Annotated in this window: 15 protein-coding genes; 9 read left to right on the top strand and 6 right to left on the bottom strand. The window is 71.9% G+C overall.

The genetic code is table 11. From position 1 onward, the window contains the following. Positions 1 to 171 precede the first annotated feature (171 nt). Positions 172 to 933: an SDR family NAD(P)-dependent oxidoreductase gene (locus LXT21_RS05365; protein ID WP_046711505.1), complete on the bottom strand. Its 762-nt coding sequence runs from the start codon at positions 931 to 933 to the stop codon at positions 172 to 174. Between the two features lie 128 nt (positions 934 to 1061). Here LXT21_RS05365 and LXT21_RS05360 point away from each other — a divergent pair, with 128 nt between their 5' ends. Continuing rightward, entirely contained in the window at positions 1062 to 2243 is a 1182-nt protein-coding gene (locus tag LXT21_RS05360) for an acyl-CoA dehydrogenase family protein (protein WP_254037008.1), read from the top strand. 78 nt (positions 2244 to 2321) lie between these two features. Here the strand turns inward: LXT21_RS05360 and LXT21_RS05355 are convergent, their stop codons facing one another. After that, on the bottom strand, positions 2322 to 3242 hold the full coding sequence (locus LXT21_RS05355; RefSeq protein WP_254037007.1) for a DUF2058 family protein: 921 nt from the start codon (positions 3240 to 3242) through the stop codon (positions 2322 to 2324). Positions 3243 to 3348: 106 nt separating this feature from the next. On the opposite strand from LXT21_RS05355, the gene LXT21_RS05350 reads away from it, so the two are divergent. From LXT21_RS05350 to LXT21_RS05340, 3 genes are all read left to right on the top strand, one after another. Further along, on the top strand, positions 3349 to 4386 hold the full coding sequence (locus tag LXT21_RS05350) for a hypothetical protein (protein ID WP_254037006.1): 1038 nt from the start codon (positions 3349 to 3351) through the stop codon (positions 4384 to 4386). Positions 4387 to 4657: 271 nt separating this feature from the next. After that, positions 4658 to 5185, top strand: a complete 528-nt coding sequence (locus tag LXT21_RS05345) for a hypothetical protein (RefSeq protein ID WP_254037005.1) — start codon at positions 4658 to 4660, stop codon at positions 5183 to 5185. A gap of 143 nt (positions 5186 to 5328) precedes the next feature. Beyond that, positions 5329 to 5673, top strand: a complete 345-nt coding sequence (locus LXT21_RS05340) for a hypothetical protein (RefSeq protein WP_254037004.1) — start codon at positions 5329 to 5331, stop codon at positions 5671 to 5673. Between the two features lie 18 nt (positions 5674 to 5691). Here LXT21_RS05340 and LXT21_RS05335 read toward each other — a convergent pair whose 3' ends face one another. After that, positions 5692 to 7206: a peptidase M3 gene (locus LXT21_RS05335; protein ID WP_254037003.1), complete on the bottom strand. Its 1515-nt coding sequence runs from the start codon at positions 7204 to 7206 to the stop codon at positions 5692 to 5694. Between the two features lie 139 nt (positions 7207 to 7345). On the opposite strand from LXT21_RS05335, the gene LXT21_RS05330 reads away from it, so the two are divergent. Continuing rightward, the gene (locus LXT21_RS05330) at positions 7346 to 8269 is read left to right on the top strand and encodes an RluA family pseudouridine synthase (RefSeq protein ID WP_254037002.1); all 924 of its coding nucleotides are present in this window, start codon (positions 7346 to 7348) and stop codon (positions 8267 to 8269) included. Positions 8270 to 8336: 67 nt separating this feature from the next. Here the strand turns inward: LXT21_RS05330 and LXT21_RS45315 are convergent, their stop codons facing one another. Next, positions 8337 to 8498, bottom strand: a complete 162-nt coding sequence (locus LXT21_RS45315; RefSeq protein WP_323394108.1) for a hypothetical protein — start codon at positions 8496 to 8498, stop codon at positions 8337 to 8339. Continuing rightward, positions 8434 to 8733: a glycosyltransferase family 2 protein gene (locus tag LXT21_RS05325; RefSeq protein ID WP_323394249.1), complete on the bottom strand. Its 300-nt coding sequence runs from the start codon at positions 8731 to 8733 to the stop codon at positions 8434 to 8436. Before LXT21_RS05325 ends, LXT21_RS45315 begins: the two co-directional genes overlap by 65 nt. Positions 8734 to 11842: 3109 nt before the next feature. On the opposite strand from LXT21_RS05325, the gene LXT21_RS05320 reads away from it, so the two are divergent. Then, positions 11843 to 15832: a hypothetical protein gene (locus tag LXT21_RS05320; protein WP_254037001.1), complete on the top strand. Its 3990-nt coding sequence runs from the start codon at positions 11843 to 11845 to the stop codon at positions 15830 to 15832. Positions 15833 to 15836: 4 nt separating this feature from the next. On the opposite strand, the gene LXT21_RS05315 is transcribed toward LXT21_RS05320, so the two are convergent. Beyond that, a complete protein-coding gene (locus LXT21_RS05315; protein ID WP_254037000.1) occupies positions 15837 to 16688 on the bottom strand; it encodes a hypothetical protein in 852 nt (283 codons plus the stop codon). Between the two features lie 60 nt (positions 16689 to 16748). Between LXT21_RS05315 and galU the strand changes: the two genes are divergently transcribed. The 3 genes from galU to LXT21_RS05300 all read left to right on the top strand — a co-directional run bounded on the left by galU (position 16749) and on the right by LXT21_RS05300 (position 19201). Then, on the top strand, positions 16749 to 17651 hold the full coding sequence (gene galU / locus LXT21_RS05310; protein ID WP_254036999.1) for a UTP--glucose-1-phosphate uridylyltransferase GalU: 903 nt from the start codon (positions 16749 to 16751) through the stop codon (positions 17649 to 17651). Next, the gene (locus LXT21_RS05305; protein WP_254036998.1) at positions 17648 to 18403 is read left to right on the top strand and encodes a hypothetical protein; all 756 of its coding nucleotides are present in this window, start codon (positions 17648 to 17650) and stop codon (positions 18401 to 18403) included. The genes galU and LXT21_RS05305 overlap by 4 nt, the downstream gene beginning before the upstream one ends. 168 nt (positions 18404 to 18571) lie before the next feature. Continuing rightward, positions 18572 to 19201 carry a glutathione S-transferase family protein gene (locus LXT21_RS05300; protein WP_254036997.1) on the top strand — a complete coding sequence of 210 codons (630 nt, stop codon included), beginning with the start codon at positions 18572 to 18574 and terminating at the stop codon, positions 19199 to 19201. Positions 19202 to 19203: the final 2 nt, after the last annotated feature.

Genomic DNA, 19203 nt, shown 5'->3' with positions numbered 1-19203 from the left:
CGGATGAGGCCGTGGGGCGAGGCCGGGATGAGAGGCTCGTCGCTTGTTGCCCACCCCAGGCGTCGAGGCGTGAGGCCGCCGACAGGTGAGAACTTCGGCGAGCCATGGGCCGCCTGATGCTCGACGGACTCGAGGCCCCCCTGGGTGAGCGGGGGGCCTCTGCGCGGGCGCTCAGCCCAGCTCGCCGCCGTCGATGGCGTGCGCCGCGCCGGTGATGGCGCCCGCGGCGTCCGAGGCGAGGAACAGGCACAGCGCGGCCACCTCCTCCGGCTGGACGATGCGGCCCATCGCGTTCATCGACGCGAGCGCCTCGCGCGCCTGCTCACCGCTGCGGCCCGTCGTCTGCGTAATCGCCGCCGTGGCGTTGGAGAACATGTCCGTCTCCACCCAGCCCGGATTCACCGCGTTCACGGTGATGTTCTTCTTGGCGTACTCCACCGCGAGCGCGCGCGTCAGGCCCAGCAGCGCGTGCTTGGACGCGCAGTACGCGGACGTGTACTTCATGCCCCGCACCGCGGCCATGGAGCCGATGTTGATGACGCGGCCGCCGCCCTCCTTGGCCATGGCGGGCATCAGCTCCCGACAGAGGATGAAGGGCGCCGTCACGTTGATGGCCATCACCTTCGCCAGGTCTTCCGTGCGCGTCTTGGTGAGCGGCGCGGACACGGTGATGCCCGCGTTGTTCACCAGCACCCGGGGCGTACCCTCCGCGAGGATGGTCTTCGTCGCGGCCATCAGCGCCTCCTCGCTCGCCACGTCCACGACGAGCGGCCGGACTCCCTCGCCGCCCTCCTTCGCGAGCGCCTCGAGGGCATCCGCCGCGCGGGCCAGGGCCCAGACGCGATAGCCCTCACGCGCGAAGGACAGCGCCACGGCGCGGCCGATGCCCCGGCTCGCACCCGTCACCACCACGGTCTTCTGGGTCGTCGTCATGGCGCGCGAGCCTAGCGCCCCCGGCCTCGACAGGGGCACGTCTTCGCACCCGCTTGCGCAAGCCCGTCATTGCCAACAAGCCCCTCGCCCCGTTTGACGCTCCCCGAGGCGGGCACTAGGACGGCGCCATGGCACGTGCGGACATCACGGACTTGTTCCGGCTCGACGACCTGCTGTCCCCCGAGGAGAAGGCCGCGCGCGACACCGTGGCTGCCTTCGTGGACCGCGAGGTGCTCCCCATCATCGGCGGCCACTTCCGCGACGGCACCTTCCCCGTCCACCTCATCCCCCAGCTCGCGGAGATGGGCGTGCTGGGCGCGAACCTGCAAGGCCACGGCTGCGCGGGGATGAACACCGTCAGCTACGGCCTCATCCTCCAGGAGCTGGAGCGAGGGGACTCCGGGCTGCGCTCCTTCGCGTCCGTGCAGGGCTCGCTGTGCATGTTCCCCATCCACGCGTACGGCAGCGATGAGCAGAAGGCGCGCTTCCTGCCGGCCATGGCGCGAGGCCAGGCCATCGGCTGCTTCGGCCTCACCGAGCCGGACTTCGGCTCCAACCCGGGCGGCATGCGCACCCGCGCGCGCAAGGACGGCGACGACTACGTCCTCAACGGCACGAAGACGTGGATTACCAACGGCGCCATCGCGGACGTCGCCATCGTCTGGGCGAAGACGGACGACGGCGGCCCCGAGTCCGTCCGCGGCTTCCTCGTGGAGAAGGGCATGCCCGGCTTCAGCGCGCGGGACATCCCCGGCAAGTTCTCCCTGCGCGCGTCCATCACCAGCGAGCTGTCCTTCCAGGACGTGCGCGTCCCCGCGCGCAACGTGCTGCCCGGCGTGGTGGGCCTGCGCGGTCCGCTGTCGTGCCTCAACAACGCGCGGCTGGGCATCGCCTTCGCCGTCACCGGCGCCGCCATCGCCTGCTTCGAGGGCGCTCGCGAGTACGCGCTGTCACGCGCGTCGTTCCACGGCAAGCCGGTGGCCGGCTACCAGCTCACGCAGGAGAAGCTGGCGGACATGCTCCAGGACATCGTCAAGGCGCAGCTGGTGGGCCTGCGCGTGGCGCGCCTCAAGGACGAGGGCAAGGTGACGCCCGTCATGGTGAGCCTGGCCAAGCGCAACAACGTGAAGAGCGCGCTGGAGATTGCCCGCGTCGCGCGGAGCATCTACGGCGCCAATGGCATCACCGACGCGTACCCGCCCGTGCGCCACATGCTGAATCTGGAGTCCGTGTTCACCTACGAGGGCACCCACGAGGTGCACACGCTGGTGCTGGGCAAGGCCATCACCGGCCTCGACGCGTTCGACTGAAAGGCCGCCGCGCCGGGCGCCTCCCCTCGACCCGATGGGAAGAGGGGAGGGCCTCGTGCGCTCTGAAGGGGCCTGACGTCAGCCCGGGTTCTCGCCGCCCTCGGGCTTGGGCGTCTCGGTGGAAGCCTCGGCCTCGACGGGCGCCGTGGCCTCGGTCGCGGCCTCCGCCTCGGCGGCCTCGCCGCCCTCGGCCTCGGGCTCGTCGGAGACCTCGGGCGCGGTGCCAGCGGCCTCCGCCGCCTGCTGCGCCTTGAGCTCCTCGTCGTTCATGAAGCCGATGGGGCTGTCCTTCCGGTTGAGGAAGCGCACCGCCTTCTTCGAGAGCGCGAACATCTGCTCGGCCGCCGCGGCCGGCACCAGCGCGTGCTCGATTTGGGCGGGGTCCGGACGCTCCACCACGCCGAGCTCGCCGTCCTCCAGCCGCTTGGCCTGCTCCGGCGTCAGCTCCATCCGGCGCAGCTTGCCCTTGCGGGTCATGAAGTAGAACGCCGTCTCGCCCGGCTCCTGGGCCACCTGCGAGCCCATCACCAGCTCGCGCAGCGCCTTGTCCAGCTCCACCTGACGCTTGGACTCCGCGCGCTGGTAGGCCTTGGAGCCCGGCATGGGGGGCAGCTTCGGGATGGGCCGCTCGGGCGGAGCGGAGGAGGGCGGACGGCCGTGCTGGGGCGCGCCGCCGCCGCTCGGACGGAACGCGCCACCGCCACCACCGCCGCTCGGACGGAACGAGCCGCCGCCGGGACGACCGCCACCGGGCCTGCCACCGCCGCCACCGGGACGACCGCCACCCTCGCGGGGAGGCCGCTCCTCACTCCGCGCCGGAGGACCACCGGATGTCCGGTTGTCATCACGCCGGGGTGGGGGACGGTTGCCGCCTGGACGTCCGCCGTCCTGGGACGAGGGCCTCCGGGCTTCCGCCTGGCTGGCCGCCGTATCAGCCTTCTTGGACTGTTCCTCGGTGACGAGGCCCGCCTTCAACAACTTGTCGCGCAGGTTCTGCATGAGATGGGCGTTCTATCCCTTGCACGGCCGCACGCAAGCCGCAGCTTGCCGCTCCTGTACGCGCCACGTAACTTGCCGCCCCCGTGGTACCCCCTCCGGAGGAGTCGTGAGCCGTTCCAGGAAGTCCGCCTTCATCTTCGCCGTGGCATTGGCGGCCTCGGGCTGCTCGGACCCGGTCGACAAGGCGGCCAAGGCCCGCATCTTCTCCCCCGAGGACCCGCCCAAGGTGGTGGCCTCGGCCCAGCAGAAGCTGCCGCCGGAGGATGTCGCGGACAACCCCCAGGTGGCGCGCCGCATCCTCGGCATGGACGCCGCCGAGGTGACCGAGCGTCTGGGACCCCACCGCTACCAGGCCACCCTCGGCTACGAGTGGACCTCCGCCGAGTCCAACCCGGTGAAGCTCACCGAGACGCGCACCTTCCGCGCCGGCGCGGGCGGGGTCAGCGGGGACTTCCACGGCGTGCTGGAGAACTCGAGGGACCAGGGCCTGGAGGTGATGCGCGTCGCGGGGCAGGTGTTCGCCCGCAACCGGTACGGCCCGTTCCGTCAGCGTCTGCGCGACCGCGGCATGGCCGAGCGCACCCGCGCGGAGCTGACCGGCGCCATCCGCGACTTCGACAGCCTGTTCCAGGGGCGGCTCAAGCTGTCGCCCCAGGGCACCGTCACCTATGAGGGGCGCACGGCGTGGCGCTACCAGGTGACGCTGGCCCCGGCCTCGGAGGGGGATGCCTCCCGGCCGCTGCCCACGCTGTTGCAGCCCAGGAACGGGGCGGACGAGACGACCCGTCGCCGGGGGAACTTCTTCGCCCACCGGCTGCCGCGCTCGCTGGACGGCGAGGTGCTGGTGGATGCGGTCACGTCGGTGGTCCTCAAGGCGCGGCTGGACGGGCGCATCGGCGTGCCGTCGGAGAAGACGCCCGAGGCGGCGGAGCTGCGCATGACGCTGGAGGCGGCCCTGTCCGAGGTGGGCAAGGACCAGAAGCTGGCGCCTCCCGAGAGCTTCCTGCCCGACGCCGACAAGCCGCAGGGCATCGCCGACGCGTTGGACCGCTTCGGCATCGAGCGCGCCAAGCCCGAGGGCGCCAAGAGCTCGACGACGGGGGAGGCTCCTCCGGAGCCCGAGGACGAGGGCGGCGGCGAGTAAGCCCCGTGCGGGGCGCCCTCGTGGCGCCCCACGCAGTCCTCCGGAAGCCCAGGCGTGGAGGTGGGTGACGCCTCCGCCTGGGCCCGGTTCGAGTGGAGCGCGCGCCCGGACCCTCGCGTCATGTGGCCCCTGCCGCGCGCCGCTCCGACGTCCGCTCGCCTGCCCTGACGGCTCCGCCCGGACGCATGCGTCAGGACAGCGCCGAGGCGATTCAACTCCTTGTTTTCACTCGGGTTGTTCCGTGGCGTGTGGCTTGCTTTTCCGCCCGGCCATGCGTCGTCTCCGCCCCCTCCTGGCCTGCCTCTGCGGGCTGCTCGCGTCCCGCGTCTGGGCGCAGCCACCCGCCCGGAGCCTGGGCGTCACCGTGTTCCCGGTGGGGGCGTATGTCCTGTCGGACACGGAGGGCGGCCGCGAGACGGGCTACAGCGCGGGACTGGCCTGGAGCTATCGCCGGGAGGCGTCCCTCCTCGAAGTGGGCGGCCACGTGGCCTCCAGCCGCCAGCTCACCGAGGCGACGCCCATGTCCCTGCGAATCACGCCCCCGGGGCCCCGACGGGTGCGCCCCTACCTGGGCCTGGGGCTGAGCCTGATGGTGGCCCACGCGCCGAGGGAGGAGGGGGCGACGCGGACCCTCCAACTGGGAGCGGAGCTGTGCGGGGGCTTCGACGTGGAGCTGGGCCGCGGGCTCTTCCTCTCCGCCGAGGCCCGCTACCAGAACTTCTCCGCCACCGGGTCCCCCTTCACCGGGGCGCGACAGGCGCTCTCGTCCGGGTTCCTGGGGCTGGGAATGCACCTGTAGCACCCTCGCGCTACAGGGCAGGCCCAACCTGTTGGAAGAAAATTTGCGCCAACTCTTGCGTCCTCTACAATCCTCGTCGGTTGCGGCCCAGACGCGTCCGACATGCTCGGAAGTTCAGTGGGCTGTACAGCAAGGGAGCGGAGATGGAGCGCAAGGTCGGGAGTAGTACGGTGACGGCCAAGGAGGTCAAGGCGGCGCTGGAGAAGACGCGCACGCTGTCGGCCGAGGAGGAGAAGGTGCTGCGCATGCGGCACGGCGCCGACGCTTCCAGTACGCAGGCCCCGCTTCCGCGGGCCGCCGGGGACAACGAGGAGCTGGGCGACGAGCTGCTCTTCATCGAGATGCAGCTGATGAAGGCCATGCGCGCTCGCGCCGCGGCCAAGACGCCCGCCACGAAGGCGGCGGCGCCCGCCGCGCCGCGTGCTCGCGAGACGGCCGCCAACCCGACGAAGGACAAGATTGTCCGGGCGCTGCGCAAGAAGAAGTAGTCGCTCGCGCGGTCACCACTACCGGTTGAGGATGGCCACGAGGCGCTCCCCCGCCTCGGGCAGCGCCAGCGGCGTGCCCGAGATTTCCGTGGCCAGTCCCTCCGCATCATCGGTTCCACCCCGCGCGTACAGCCCCTTGAGCCAGGTGGCGGCGGGCGGGTTCCGCCAGAAGTCCTCGTTGAAGCGCTCGGTGAGGCGCGCGGTGAGCCGGGCCTCCAGCGCCCACGCTCGCAGGTAGTGCGCCACGTAGAGTTGCGGGTCCACGTCCGACAGGAAGAAGCCGGGATGGGGCTCGGCGAAGAGGGCGCGGCGCTGACCGTCGGAGTATTCGTCCGCGCGCTCGGTGGACGCGCCCTTGCGGCTCAGGGACAACTCGTAGGACAGCTTCGCGCAGTGGCGCCGCAGCACGGCCAGGGCCTGGAACGCGGCCAGCCTGGCCGTGTCGCGCGCGAGCACCGGGCCCAGGCCCAGGTAGCGCTTGAGCCACTCGGGGGACAACAGCAGGCGCTCGAACACGGCGGCGTGGGCCTCGGTGATGCCCGCGTCGCCCAGCCGGCGCAGCTCCATGGGCAGCGTCGCGGACACGTGCGCGCGGTGCTGCGCGTGGCCCATCTCGTGGAGCAGGCTGCCCAGCGCGTCCAGTCCGCCGCGCGGCTGGAGCACCAGTCGGATGTCGTCCGGCACGCGCACGGTGACGACGAAGGGGCGCGAGGACTTGCCGGGGCGGTCCTCCTCGTCCAGCCGGATGCGGCCGTCCGCGTGCGGCGTGAGGCCCCACTCGCCCAGCCAGCGCACCATCGCGGGCCAGGCGTCCTCACGGCGCAGGTGCTCGTCCATCCAGGGGGCCAGGAGCGCGGCCTGCACGTCGTGTCGGCGCGCGTCGCCGCCGGGCAGGGGACGCAGCAGCGGGTCCACCTTCTTGAGCACGTACGCGAGGACATCGCGGTATGCGTCCTCGGTGCGACGGAGCGTCTCGTCCGCGGCCTTGGCGAGGTCGGCGTAGGCGATGCCGGTGACGTCCTGGCGCAGCGCGGGGTAGTCGGCGGCGTCCAGGCGCTCGGCGGCGTGGAGGGCGGCGTCGCGGCGGTCTCCATGGGGGCCGCGTTGCTCCCAGAGGAAGTTGCCCACGGCGCGCTCCAGTCCGGCGCGGCGCGCGCGGCGGGGCTCGCGGGGGAGCCGGCTGAGGGCCTCCGTGAAGGCGTAGGTCTGATCGTCGACGGTGAGCACCGCCTTGCCCTCGATGTCGGCCACGGCCCTGGCGGCGCGGGCGGCGAGCGCCTCCTCGACGTGGGTGGCCACCAGCTCGCGCAAGAGCTGGATGCGGCGCACGGCGAGGGTGTCGTCCTTGGCGCGGGCCTTGGCGAGCGCCTCGTTGGCGGCGACGAAGGTGTCCGGCGAGGACAGCTCGGGGAAGGAGGCGTGGAGGCTGGGGGGCTCTGATGAGAGCCCGGCGCCGTGGCGATACTGAAGCGTGGCCAGCTCGGCGAGGAAGTCGTCCAGCCGCGTACGCACCGAGTGAAGGGGGCGGTCCATGGGGTCGCGCAAGCTAACAGGGGACGTGCTCGCCAGGGGGAACAGGTGAGGGGCCCTGGTGGCTCGTGGACCTGGCGGGAGGGCCTTGTGGTGGGCCGCGCCTTTCTGTAGCGAGCGGGCTGGAAGTGAGGTGCCGCGAGTGAAGCGTCGGACATTCCGGGTGGAGGGCACAGGGCGCGCCGTGGCGGAGGCGGTGGCCGGGGAGCTGGGGCTGCCCGAGGAGCAGGCGCGGGAGCTGGTGCAGGTGGGCGCCGTGTACGTGGGCGGCAAGCGCTGCCGCGACGCGAAGTTGCGGCTGACGTCCGGGCAGGTGGTGGCGGTGGTGCTGGAGGAGGGCGGGACGAGCTCGCTGGCCCAGGCGCCCCAGGCCCCCACGTTCCGGGTCCTCCATGAGGACTCCGAGGTGCTCGCGGTGGACAAGCCGGCGGGGCTCCCCGCGCAGCCCACGGAGGCGCGCGTGGGCGGCAACCTGGTGGACCAGGTGAGCCGGTACCTGGGGCGCGAGGCGGGGCTGGTGCACCGGTTGGACCGCGAGACGTCCGGGGTGACGGTGTTCGGCAAGTCGGCGCGGGCGACGTCCGCGCTGGCGGCGGAGTTTCGCGAGGGTCGTGCGCGCAAGCGCTACGTGGCGGCCACGGGGCCGGGGCTGCCCGGGTCGGGCGTGGTGGACCTGCCGTTGTCCAAGGACCCGTCGCGTCCGGGGCGGTGGCGGGCGAGCCGGGCCGCCAATGGGGTGCCCGCGCTGACGTACTTCCGCACGCTGTATGCCGGGCCGGAGTTCTGCGTGGTGGAGCTCTTGCCGCACACGGGTCGCACGCATCAGCTGCGCGCGCACCTGACGGCGTTGGGGGCGCCGATTCTGGGGGACTCGCGCTATGGCGGCGCGGCGAGGGCGGCGGGGACGGAGGCGGGGCGCTGCCTGTTGCATGCGCACGCGCTGGAGTTGGCCCATCCGGACACGGGGCGGACGCTCGCGGTGGAGGCGCCGGTGCCCGAGGACCTGCTGCGCTTCTTCACCCTCGCGGGTGTGGCGGTGCCGAGCGGCGCGGTGCCAGAGAAGTAGACGGACGGGTGGCTCAGGAGGCGGGGGCTCTCGATGAAGCGGGCGTGGAAGAGCTGTTCGAGGGAGTTCAGGCTGTTGATCCACCGCGCATAGGACTGGAGGGGCTCACCGGCTGGTCGTCCCGGAAGCGCTCCACGGCGGTGCCCACGCCGACGCGCCCGGGCTCAGCTTCCAGGGCGCGGACGCGGGTCTCGAGGCGGTGGGGGAGGGCTTCGTCGTCGGCGTCCATCCGGGCGACGTAGGGGGAGGTGGCTTGCCGGAGGCGAGTCCCGGGCGGCCAGGTCCTCCAGGACGGAGCGGGTGGCGTCGGTGGAGCCGACGTCGATGGCCAACAGCTGGAGGTCCTGAAGGGTGCCGTCGAGCAGGCTCTGGGCGGCGCGGGCCACGGTGGCCTCGGCATTTCGAGCGGGAAATAGGACGGTAACAGCCGGGATGGCCGTCGTTGTGTAGACTGCCGCACCCATGGGTGGCGTGAGAAACGGCAAGGGCGCCGGAACGCCGGAGCCCGCGGCCGTCCGACAGGAGGTGCCGCGAGCCGGCATGCTCGACGTCGGGTCGACGGATGATGCGGCGGAAGGGGTGGCTCGCCACTTCCGGGCCGCCGCGCGCTGGCTGCGCGAGGGCTCCGCCTCCCGCGCGTTCGAGGAGCTGACGACCGCCCGCCGCACCCTGCCGATGACACCGCGCCTGGCCGCCGCGCTGGTGCGCTTCGGGCGATTGGCGGGGTCTGAAACTGTTGCCATCGGGTTGCTGGAATCCGTGCCGCCCACCGAGTCCGCGGAGGTCCGGCTCGCCGTGCGCCGACAGCTCGCGCGGTTGTTGCGCAAGACGGGGCAGGGGACCCGCGCGGTGGCGGTGCTCGATGCGCTGACGTGGGAGTTCCCGGACGAGCGCCGTGCGCGGCGGATCCTGGAGGCGCTTCGCGCGAAGAGCACGAAGGCGGCCGCCGCGCCCGTGGGGAGCGTGCTGGAGAAGCTGCCGACGAAGAAGTCGGGCGCGCAGGGCGTGTCCATCTGGGAGGAGGACGAGGTCGACTACCACGCGGCGACGGTGGTCGACACCTCGGGCGTGGCTCCGAGGGTGACGCCGGTGGCTGTGCCGCCGCGCTCGCTGACGATGGAGTTGTCGCGGGTGGAGTTCGAGGTGGAGGGGCCGCCCCTGGGACTGGAGACGTCCGGGGGGCGGGGGCTCGGGAGTGAACCGGAGGCGCCGACCACGGTGGAGCTTGGGGCTGCTCGGGGGCTGGAGGTCGATCCTCGGGAGCGCACGGCTTCGTCAGGGAGTGGTGGAGCCGTGCCGTGGGATGTGACGCCGACGGAGTCGGTGGCGTCCGCGCGGATTTCGGCGGAGGTGGGTGAGGCGTCGGCGGTCGCGGTTGCGCCGCGTGAGGGGACGGAGGGCGCGCGGGCCTCGGTGGCTACGATTGGCGCGTCGGTCGAGGGTTTGCCGAGCGCGGATGCATCGGTGGCGCATGCGCGGGCTGCGGCCGAGGTGGGTGACGCGTCGGCGGTCGAGGGTGTGTCGCGTGCGGATGCGTCGGTGGCGCACGCTCGGGCTTCGGTGACGACGAGTGGCGCGTCGGTCGAGGGTTTGCCGCGTGCGGATGCGTCGGTGGCGCATGCACGGGCTTCGGTGACGACGAGTGGCGCGTCGGTCGAGGGCGTGTCGCGTGCGGATGCGCCAGTGGCGCATACACGGGCTTCGGTGACGACGAGTGGCGCGTCGGTCGAGGGCGTGTCGCGTGCGGATGCGTCAGTGGCGCATACACGGGCTTCGGTGACGACGAGTGAGACGTCGGTCGAGGGCGTGTCGCATGCGGATGCATCGGTGGCGCACGCGCGGGCTTCGGCGGAGGTGAGTGAGGCGTCGGCGGTCGAGGGTGTGTCGCGCGAGAGGGCGGAGGACGCGCGGGCTGCGGTGACGACGAGTGAGTCGTCGGTGGTCGAGGGTGTGTCGCGTGAGGGGATGACGGGCGCGCGGGCTTCGACGCCGACGAGTGAGTCGTCGGTGGTTGAGGGTGTGCCGCGTAGGGGGACGGAGGGTGCACGGGCTTTGGTGGGAGAGGGCGCGGCCACTCGTGAGCTGACAGACGTGGCCGCCGCGCCGCTTGTCAGCACGGAACCGAGCGTGAGCCGTACGGATGCGCTGGCCCTGCCTCTTGGTGATGAGTCGGGCTCGTTGCGCACGACCGTGGAGATGAACGCGACCTCGGAGTCCGGGAGCGCGACGGTGGCTCTCCGTGTGGATGCGGTTCCCGGTGATTCGTCGAGTGCACCCGCGGAGTCAGGGAGTGCACCGCGTGATAGCCGTGAGGAGGTGGCCCTCCGTGGATTGTCGAGTGCGACCTCGGAGTCGGGGCTCGCGCCGCGTGATAGCCGAGCGGACGCGGCTCCCGGTGATTCACCGAGTGCAACCTCGGAGTCGGGGATTGCGGCGCGTGATCGCCGAGCGGAGGTGGCCCTCGGTGATTCGTCGAGTCCAACCGCTAGTGCTGAGCGCGCGACGGCCGCGGGCCGAGCGGATGCTCCCCTCGGTGACTTGTCGACGAGCGCAAGCGCGACGGCCGCGGGCGGAGCGGATACGCCTCCCGATGACTCATCGAGCGCCGACTTGTCTGCCGGGAGTGCGAGGGTCGCTGACCGAGTGGACGCGGCCCCCAGTGCTTCGCCAGGTGCGACTGCCGTGGCCGAAGCGAACGGTGGTCGTGCGAACGAGACTGCCGACGATGTGTTGAGGGCTGACGCTGCCGTTTCAAACGTGGCTGGCAGCGCTCGAACGGACGCGCCCCTCGGTGCTGTGTCGGGTGCGACCGGCACGGGTGGGCAGGGCTTTGGCCGAGCCGTGACGCCCGTCGATGACTCGTCGTCCGCGGTTTCGACTGCTGGGACCGAGTCGAGCAGCGACCGCGCGAGTAACACCTCGGGAGCTGTACCGAGGGCGTCTTCCTCCGTGGAACGTGAGGTCGTCGCTGGTGGAGCGGATGTGCCTGCCAGCGATTCGTCGAGCGCGTCCGCTGCCGCCGGAAGTGGAGCGCACGTCGGCGAGAGCTCCGCGGTGGCCGAGTCCGCAGCGGGCACGCATTCGACGGAGGAACGGCACACCGAGCCACGGACATCTCCTGGGGCGTCTGGTTCGAGGTCTCTCGACTCGAACGGTCCTGCCGTCATCGACGGAAGCTGGTCGGAGGATGAGTCCTCGACGGATGCCGCCGAAGGAGCCGCGCGTCCTCTGCTGGAGGCACCTCCCTCCGAGACCGACCTGCCCGCGAAGACCCTGGTCGAGATGCCAGCGGTCCGCCTGGGCGACCTCTCGGTTCCGTGGAACGACGCTCCCGGCGAGCGGGCACAGCCTCCCCGGTCCCCGGCTCCGACCAGGCCCGCTCCGTCGAAGGGAAGCCCGGCGGTTTCGGCGCCTCCCGTCCTCCAGCCCGTATCGACGGAGCCCTCCGCGAGAGCTGCTGGCCCCACTCGAATCGAGGACGCTCCGCGCTCGGAGACGACGGAGGTTCCTCTCGCGGACCTCCTCGCCGCACTCGGGCGCGCATCCGCGGGCGGCGAGAACGCGGGTCGAGCGGTGCCTGCTCCGGCAGGAGCCAGCCCCACGGCGCCGCCACGCTCGGGACGTCCTGGCTCGGGTGAGCACGTCCACGGCGAGGACACGGAGGAGTGGGCGCACTCCCAGAAGCTGGAGGCTCAGTTCATCGCGCGGCGTGCGTGGAAGGAGCTGGCCCAGCTCTATCTCAAGCGAGCGGACCGGGCGAAGGACCCCGCGATGCGCGCGGAGGCGCTGACGCGACTCGCGGAGGTGATGGAGACCGAGCTCCAGGACCCCGCGGGCGCCGCGCGCATGTACGGCGAGATTGTCGAGCTGACGGGAGACCGTGTCGCGCTTCGTGAGCAGGTCCGGCTGTTGGCCTCTCGGGGCGATGCCTCGCTGGTCCGCCGCGCGCTCGACGAGGCCATCCAACGTGCGCGAACCGGACGGGCGCGTGCGACGGCGCTGCTGACGCGGGGCGAGCGCTGGCTGCACATGGGCGAGATTCAGAAGGCCCGCGCGGACTTCGAGGCTGCGGAGGCGCTGGTGCCGGGGATGGTGCCCGCGCTTTCGGGGCTGCTCCTCTGTGTCGAGAGCGAAGAGCGATTCTCGCTGGCGTCTCGTCTTCGGACGGTGCTCGCGGGATTGCAGCGTCGGACGCCCGATCGGGCCGAGGCGCTGCGGGTGCTCGCGCGCACCGCCGAGGAGCAGTTGCGGGACTCTCAGCTGGCGCAGTGGGCCTGGAGTGAGGTGCTCGCCGAGAACCCCGAGAGCGAGCAGGCCCGGGAGCGGCTCCTGTGGCTCGCGCGCGAGTTGGGGGACACGAAGTCCCTGGAGCAGCTCTTGCGCGCGCAGCTGGCTCGGGAGTCGAGAGGGCCCGCGGCGCGACAGGCGCGACTCGAGTTGATGGCCACGCTGGAGGCCGCCGGGGACGCGGAGGCCGCGCTGGGGGAGCTTCGCCAGGCGGTGCGCTTCGAGCCGGGGCACAAGGAGGCGTGGCTCCTGCTCGTGGAGCGTCTGTGGGCGCGTGGCAATCAGGGAGAGGCCGCGTGGGCGCTCGAGCATGCGGCCACCGCGACCGAGGACGAGCTCGAGCGGGAGCAGACGTGGGAGCGACTGGCGCGGTTGTGGCGCGACTCGCTCGGCAACCCGGAGCGGGCCCAGGTCTATGCGCGGCGCGCGGAGGGATTGCGGCTGGCTCGTGAGGAGCGGGAAGCGGCGCTGCCGCCGCCCGAGCCACCTCGCAGCGCGACGCCTCGTCGAGAGCCCAGTGGGTCCAGGTCTCCGCTGGCCCCTTCGCCCGCGAAGTCGACGTCGCTCGTGGCGGCGGGCGGAGACCTGTCCGAGGAGATCACCTCGAGCTCCGACCCCAATGTCCCTCCGGGCCAGGGGAGCGTCGAGGCGACGAGCATCGCGCCTCCTCGAGGCGACCGGACGACAGGGCCTTCGGCGAGTGGTGCTCGTGGTGCGTCAGGGACATCCGCCGCGCGCGCCGAGCCGCATGCGGGCGCCGCTGGAGTTCCCGCTGGAGCACAGGGCGTACGGGGCGAGAGGTCCGCGCTGCCCCCTGGAGCGAATAGCCCGAGTGCCAGGGGCGAGAAGGGCGCGCCGCTCAACGCTGCGACAGCGTCGGGTGCGAACAGCCCGGGCCCGCGAGCTGGGAAGGCCGCGCCGCTCGCCGACGCGCTACCCGCCAACGCTTCATCTCCGCGCACGGAGCGGGCGCATCCGCCCTCCAGTGTCGCGCCCACCAGTGCGGCTCGTACGGAGAAGCCTGTTCCCGCAGGGCATGCTTCGGCTCCTCGCACGGAGAAAGCTCTTCCCACGGGTGCAGCGCCCGGCAACGCGCCTCGTGCGGAGAAGCCCGTTGGGTCCGCGGATTTCGCGCCCGGCAATGCCTCGGCTCCGCGCGCGGAGAGAGCTCCTCCGCCCACCGGTGCGGCTCGTACGGAGAAGCCCGTTCCGCACTCTGTGGGGGCAGCTCCTGGCAACGCAGCTCGCACGGAGAAGCCTGCCCCATCTGCGGGTGCAGCCCCTGGCAACGCAGCTCGCACGGAGAAGCCTGCCCCATCTGCGGGTGCAGCCCCTGGCAACGCAGCTCGCACGGAGAAGCCCGCTCCAGGTGCCGGCGCTGTGTCCGGCAATGTGCCGCGCGATGAGCGGCTTGTTACAGATGCAGGCGCCGCGCCCAGCAATGCGTCTCGTAATGAGAGGTCCGTTCCAGTTGCCGGTGCAGCATCAGGCAATGCGCCTCGCACGGAGAAGCCCGCGCCCTCCGTCGGCGCCGCCCCTGGCAACGCCTCTCGCACGGAGAAGCCCGCGCCCGTCGCCGGTGCCGCGCCCGCCAACGCATCTCGCACGGAGAAGCTCGTTCCGGCTGGGGACGGTACCCCTGGCAACGCCTCTCGCACGGAGAAGCCCGCGCCCTCCGTCGGCGCCGCACCTGGCAACGCATCGCGCACGGAGAAGCCCGCTCCGGCTGGGGGCGGTGCCCCTGGCAACGCATCGCGCACGGAGAAGCCCGCGCTCGCCGCCGGTGCCGCGCCCGCCAACGCATCTCGCGGAGAGAACCTCGCGCCCCGCGCCGCGAAGCCCGCGCCCCCCGGTGCCCGCCCGGAGAAGCCCGCGCCGCCAGTCCTCGCTCGCGTGGAGAAGCCCGTGCACCGCGAGGACAGTCTCGCCGCGCTCGGTCCCGAACTCGAACGTCCCGCCCCTTCGGGCTCCACGGTCGTCTTCGGCGAGAACGCCCCCACGCCTCGCGCGGACCCTCAGCCCCGCGCGCCCCGAGGCGAGAAGCCCCGAGCTCCGAGCCCCGCGCGCCCCCCGGAGCCACAGCCCCGAGGTGGCAAGGCCATCGACCTCATGAGCGGCGGCGCCGTGGACCTCGAAGCTCCGCCCGTGCCGGAGACACGCATCATCTCCTGGGAGGCCCCGCCGGGCCGCATGGACCCCGTGCGCCGCGTCCACCGCGCCAACCGCCCCGAGGGCACCGCCGCCGGCCCCGCTCCGGGCCGCACGTTCATCGCGAAGCCCCCGCCGCCCGCCGCCCCGCTCGTCGGCGCCGCCGAGACCCGCGAGAACCCCATCGTCCCCGAGCCGGCCCCCGCCTCGGACACCGAGCCCGAGGTCTTCCGCCAGCTCCGCGAGCGTCCGCTCGACACCGCCACCTACGAGCAGCTCGCCGACTTCTTCGACACCCGAGGCGACGCCCCGCGCGCCGTCCTCATGCGCGAAATCGTCGAGGCCCTCGCCGGCCGCGACACGCCCGCGCCCCGCCTCCAACGTCCGCCCCTCACCGGCGACGAGCGCGCGGGCCTGCGTCACCCAGGTCTGCGCACCGCTTCGGGCGAGCTGCTCGCCTGCTCCGGCATCGCCCTGTGCCGCCTCTTCCCCGCCCAGGGCCGCGCCGCGGACGCCTCCGAGCCCCTGCGCGCCGTCGCCGGACCCGGCGCACCCGCCGTCCTCGACGCGCTCCACACCTCCGCGCGCATCCTCGCGATGAACCTGCCGGAGCTCGTCCTCGCCGACGACGACGGCCCGCCCTTCACCGCCGTCCACACCGACAAGCCGCGCCTGCTCGTGGGCCGCGCCGCCATCCGCCAACCCCTGCCCGCCGCGGAGCTGCGCTTCCACGCGGGCCGCGCGCTCCTGTCCCTCTCCCCGGACCTGCTCGCCCTGCGCGCGCTCAAGGGCGCCCAGCTCCTGCGCGCCCTCGCCCTGTTGTCCACCGTCCTCAAGGACCCCAAGGACCCCAGCGCCGACGCGCGGCTCGTGCGCGACTCGCTGTCCCCGCGCGCGCTGGAGCGCACCCTCGAGCTGCTCGAGCCCGGCACCCGCGACTTCAACGCCTCCGCGCTCGCGGACGCCGCGCGCGACTCCGCCAACCGCGCGGGCCTGGTGGCCTGCGGTGGCGTGGGCCCCGCCGTGACGGTGATTCGCTCCCGCCGCTCCCAGGACTCGGAGCTGGTGGAACTCCTTCGCTTCGCCGCGTCCGAGCGCTACCTCGCGCTGCGCGGCCCCTCGCGCTGAAGCCTCAGTTCACCTGCAGGCGGATGGTGAGCGCCAGCATCCGGCTCTTCTCACCACCCAGCTCGTGCCGGTACGCGATGTCCAGGCCGCCGCCCTGCTCGGTCATGAAGCCCAGGCCCGTGCTCACCCGCGACGTGCGCGTGAAGCCGTCATACGAATAGCCGGCCCGAATCGGCACCTGCATCCCCAAGAGGTACTCCGCGCCGCCCGCGTACGTGAGCGTCGTCTTGTCGTCCGTCTCGAAGTCCGCGCGCACGTCACCGGCCAGCGTCAACATCCCCGACATGATGCCGATGTGGCCCGTGTAGTAGCGCGACAGCTCCACGTTCTCGGTGTTGATGAGGTTGTGCCCGGACACGCCGGCCACGAACGACTGCGACAGCCGCATCAGCAGGCCCGTGTCCACTGTCACCGAGTTGGCATATCGCCCCATGCCGCTCATGCGCAGGTACCGCGCCACCCCACCAATCAGGATGCCCGGGGTCAGCGGGAACCCCACGCCCAGCGAGCTCAGATGCGCGGTGGTGCGAGCGCCTCCCCGGCCCAGGCTGACCCAGTGGTAGTCCACCCCCATGGCCAGCTTGCTGGTGGCTCCGTCGATGACGGAGATGCCCAGCATGCCCTCCTTGAGCGCCGTGTCCCACGCGCCCGTGCCCTCGAAGCGGTAGGCCGGCCACAGCGCCATGGCGGCCGGGTTGCCCAGCACCGCCTCCGTGCCCAACCCCAGGGCCCGGTACGCGCCCCCCATGCCATAGGCGCGCGCGCTCATGATGTCCCTCAGGTCTTCGGAGGGCTGGGCGGAAGCGGCGGTGGAGACACACACGGCCAACAACAGGACGACGGGACGGAGCGACATGGGAGGTCCATCCTAACCAGCTTGATGGGGGGGAAGGGCGCCAATAGATTCGCTGCCCTCATGTCCGCCAACACACCGAAGGCAGAGTCCCTCATCCGCAAGTGTGTCATCCCGGCAGCCGGGCTGGGCACGCGTTTCCTGCCAGCCACCAAGTCGGTGCCCAAGGAGATGCTCCCCATCGTCGACACGCCCACCCTCCAGTACATCGTGGAGGAGGCCGTGTCCGCCGGCATCGAGGATGTCGTCCTCATCAATGGCCGCGGCAAGGGCGCCATCGAGGACCACTTCGACATCGGCTTCGAGCTGGAGACCACCCTGCGCGCCCGCGGCAAGACGGCGGACGCGGACAAGCTGCGCGCCATCGCGGAGCTGGTGCGCGTGGTCAGCATCCGCCAGAAGGAGCCCAAGGGCCTGGGCCACGCGGTGCTCTGCGCCAAGAGCGCCATCGGCAACGAGCCCTTCGGTGTCCTCCTGGGCGACGACATGATTGACGCCGAGGAGCCGGGCATCCGCCAGCTCGCTCGCGTGTTCCGCAAGCACAACCAGGCCGTCATCGCGCTGATGGAAGTGCCCGACGACGAGACGCACATGTACGGCATCGCCGCGGGCACGGACCTGGGCGACGGCGTCATCCGCATCGACCGCGTGGTGGAGAAGCCCAAGAAGGGCACCGCGCCCTCCAACCTCGCCGTCATCGGCCGCTACGTGCTGCCGCCTGAAATCTTCCCCATCCTGGAGAAGCAGACTCCCGGGGTCGGCGGGGAAATCCAGCTCACCGACGGTCTGGCCACGCTGCAGCAGTCGCACGGTCTCTTGGGCTACAAATTCAAGGGTCAGCGCTATGACGCGGGCGACAAGGTGGGGTACCTCAAGGCGAACATCGCCTACGCGCTCAAGCGCCCCGAGCTCCGGGGCGGGCTGCTCGAGTACATGCGTGAGGTCGTGAAGACGGAGAAGCCGTGAAGCGCATCGTCGCACTCGTCGCAGTCCTGCTGTCCTTCACCGCTTTCGCCTACGTGTTGCCGGGGGGCTCCATCCTCCGGCGCATGGTGTCCGAGCGCGACGAACTCAAGCTGTCCGGGCTGCGCGTGGAGGGCTCGCTGAGCTTCCATGGTCCCGCGGTGAAGGAGGCCGGCTCTGCGCTGGGCGCGGCGACGGACCGTCCCGACGTGCAGGGAGACGGCGTGCTGTACCTGCGCCTTCCGGGGCGCTGCCGCTTCGAGGCGTCCGTGCCGGATGGCAGCTCGCGCTCCGCGGTGGTGCAGGTGGCGGGGCGTCGCCGGCTGGAGGGCAACGAGATTGCGTCCCTGTCGGTGCTCGTCGCGCAGGTGTGCCCGCTGTTCGCCGCGGGTGGCGGCCCGGTGCAGCAGCTCAAGGAGTCGGTGCAGCAGTACCTGCAGGGGCTGGGCGTCGACACGACGCGCACGGGCCTGGCGCGCTTCAGCGGAGAAGTGACGTACGTGCTCGGCGAGCAGGGCGAGGGTCGTCCCCAGTTCTGGGTGTACAAGGACTCGTTCCGCCCCGCGCGGCTGCGCTACACGGACGCGGCGAAGGTGGCGTGGGACGTGCGCTTCCTCGACTACAACTCGCCCGCGGTGGGGGAGGCCATGCCGCGCACCATCGAGGTGTGGCGTGGAGACCAGCGCGCCGTGCGCTTCACCGCGCTGAAGGGCGACACCCGGGCCACCGTGCCCGACAAGCTCTTCACGCCGTAGTGGAACACCGCTCCCCTCGCCGGAGACGTTGACGCGTCACGGCGAGGCGCGAGGGCGGTGTCGTCGTGCCGGGTGTTCCTCCCGACTCGCTTGCGACGTTCCGGTGGCGCGTTGAAGAGTCGCGGCCGTCCGGTCGCTGTCCGCCGGCCCACCGACGGAGGAACGCACATGAAGGTCTATGGCCATCCGCTGAGCACCTGCACTCGCAAGGTCCTCGCCACGCTGGCGGAGAAGGGGCGCGAGGCGGAGCTCGTGCTCGTCGACCTGACGAAGGGCGAGCACAAGTCGCCGGCGCATTTCGCGCGGCATCCGTTCGGCGTCATCCCGACGCTCGAGGACGATGACGGCCTCATGCTCTACGAGTCGCGCGCCATCATCCGCTACCTGGACCGCGTGCTGCCGGGCCCGTCGCTCACGCCGACGGCGCCGAAGGCCTTCGCGTTGATGGAGCAGTACCTCAGCGTGGAGCAGTCCTACTTCTCGCCCTCGGCCTTCAAGGTGTCATGGGAGCGGCTCTTCAAGCCGCACATGGGCGGCGGCCCGGTGGACGAGGCCCGCGTGGTAGAGGGGCGTCAGGGCGTGGCGAAGGTGTTCTCCATCCTCGACCCGGTGCTGGCGAAGCAGCCGTTCCTCGCGGGTGACAGCTTCTCGCTCGCGGAAATCGCGTGGTTGCCCAACCTGACGTTCTTCCTCACCTTCGACGAGGAGAAGGCCCTGCTGGTCGAGCACAAGCACGTGGCCGCGTGGTGGGAGCGCATCAGCGGTCGTCCCGCGTGGCGCAAGGTGACCGGAGCGTAGCG

Source organism: Myxococcus guangdongensis (assembly GCF_024198255.1).
GTDB lineage: Bacteria > Myxococcota > Myxococcia > Myxococcales > Myxococcaceae > Myxococcus > Myxococcus guangdongensis.
Note: the sequence above shows the minus strand (reverse complement) of the source record. Positions and strands in the feature narration are given on the sequence as shown.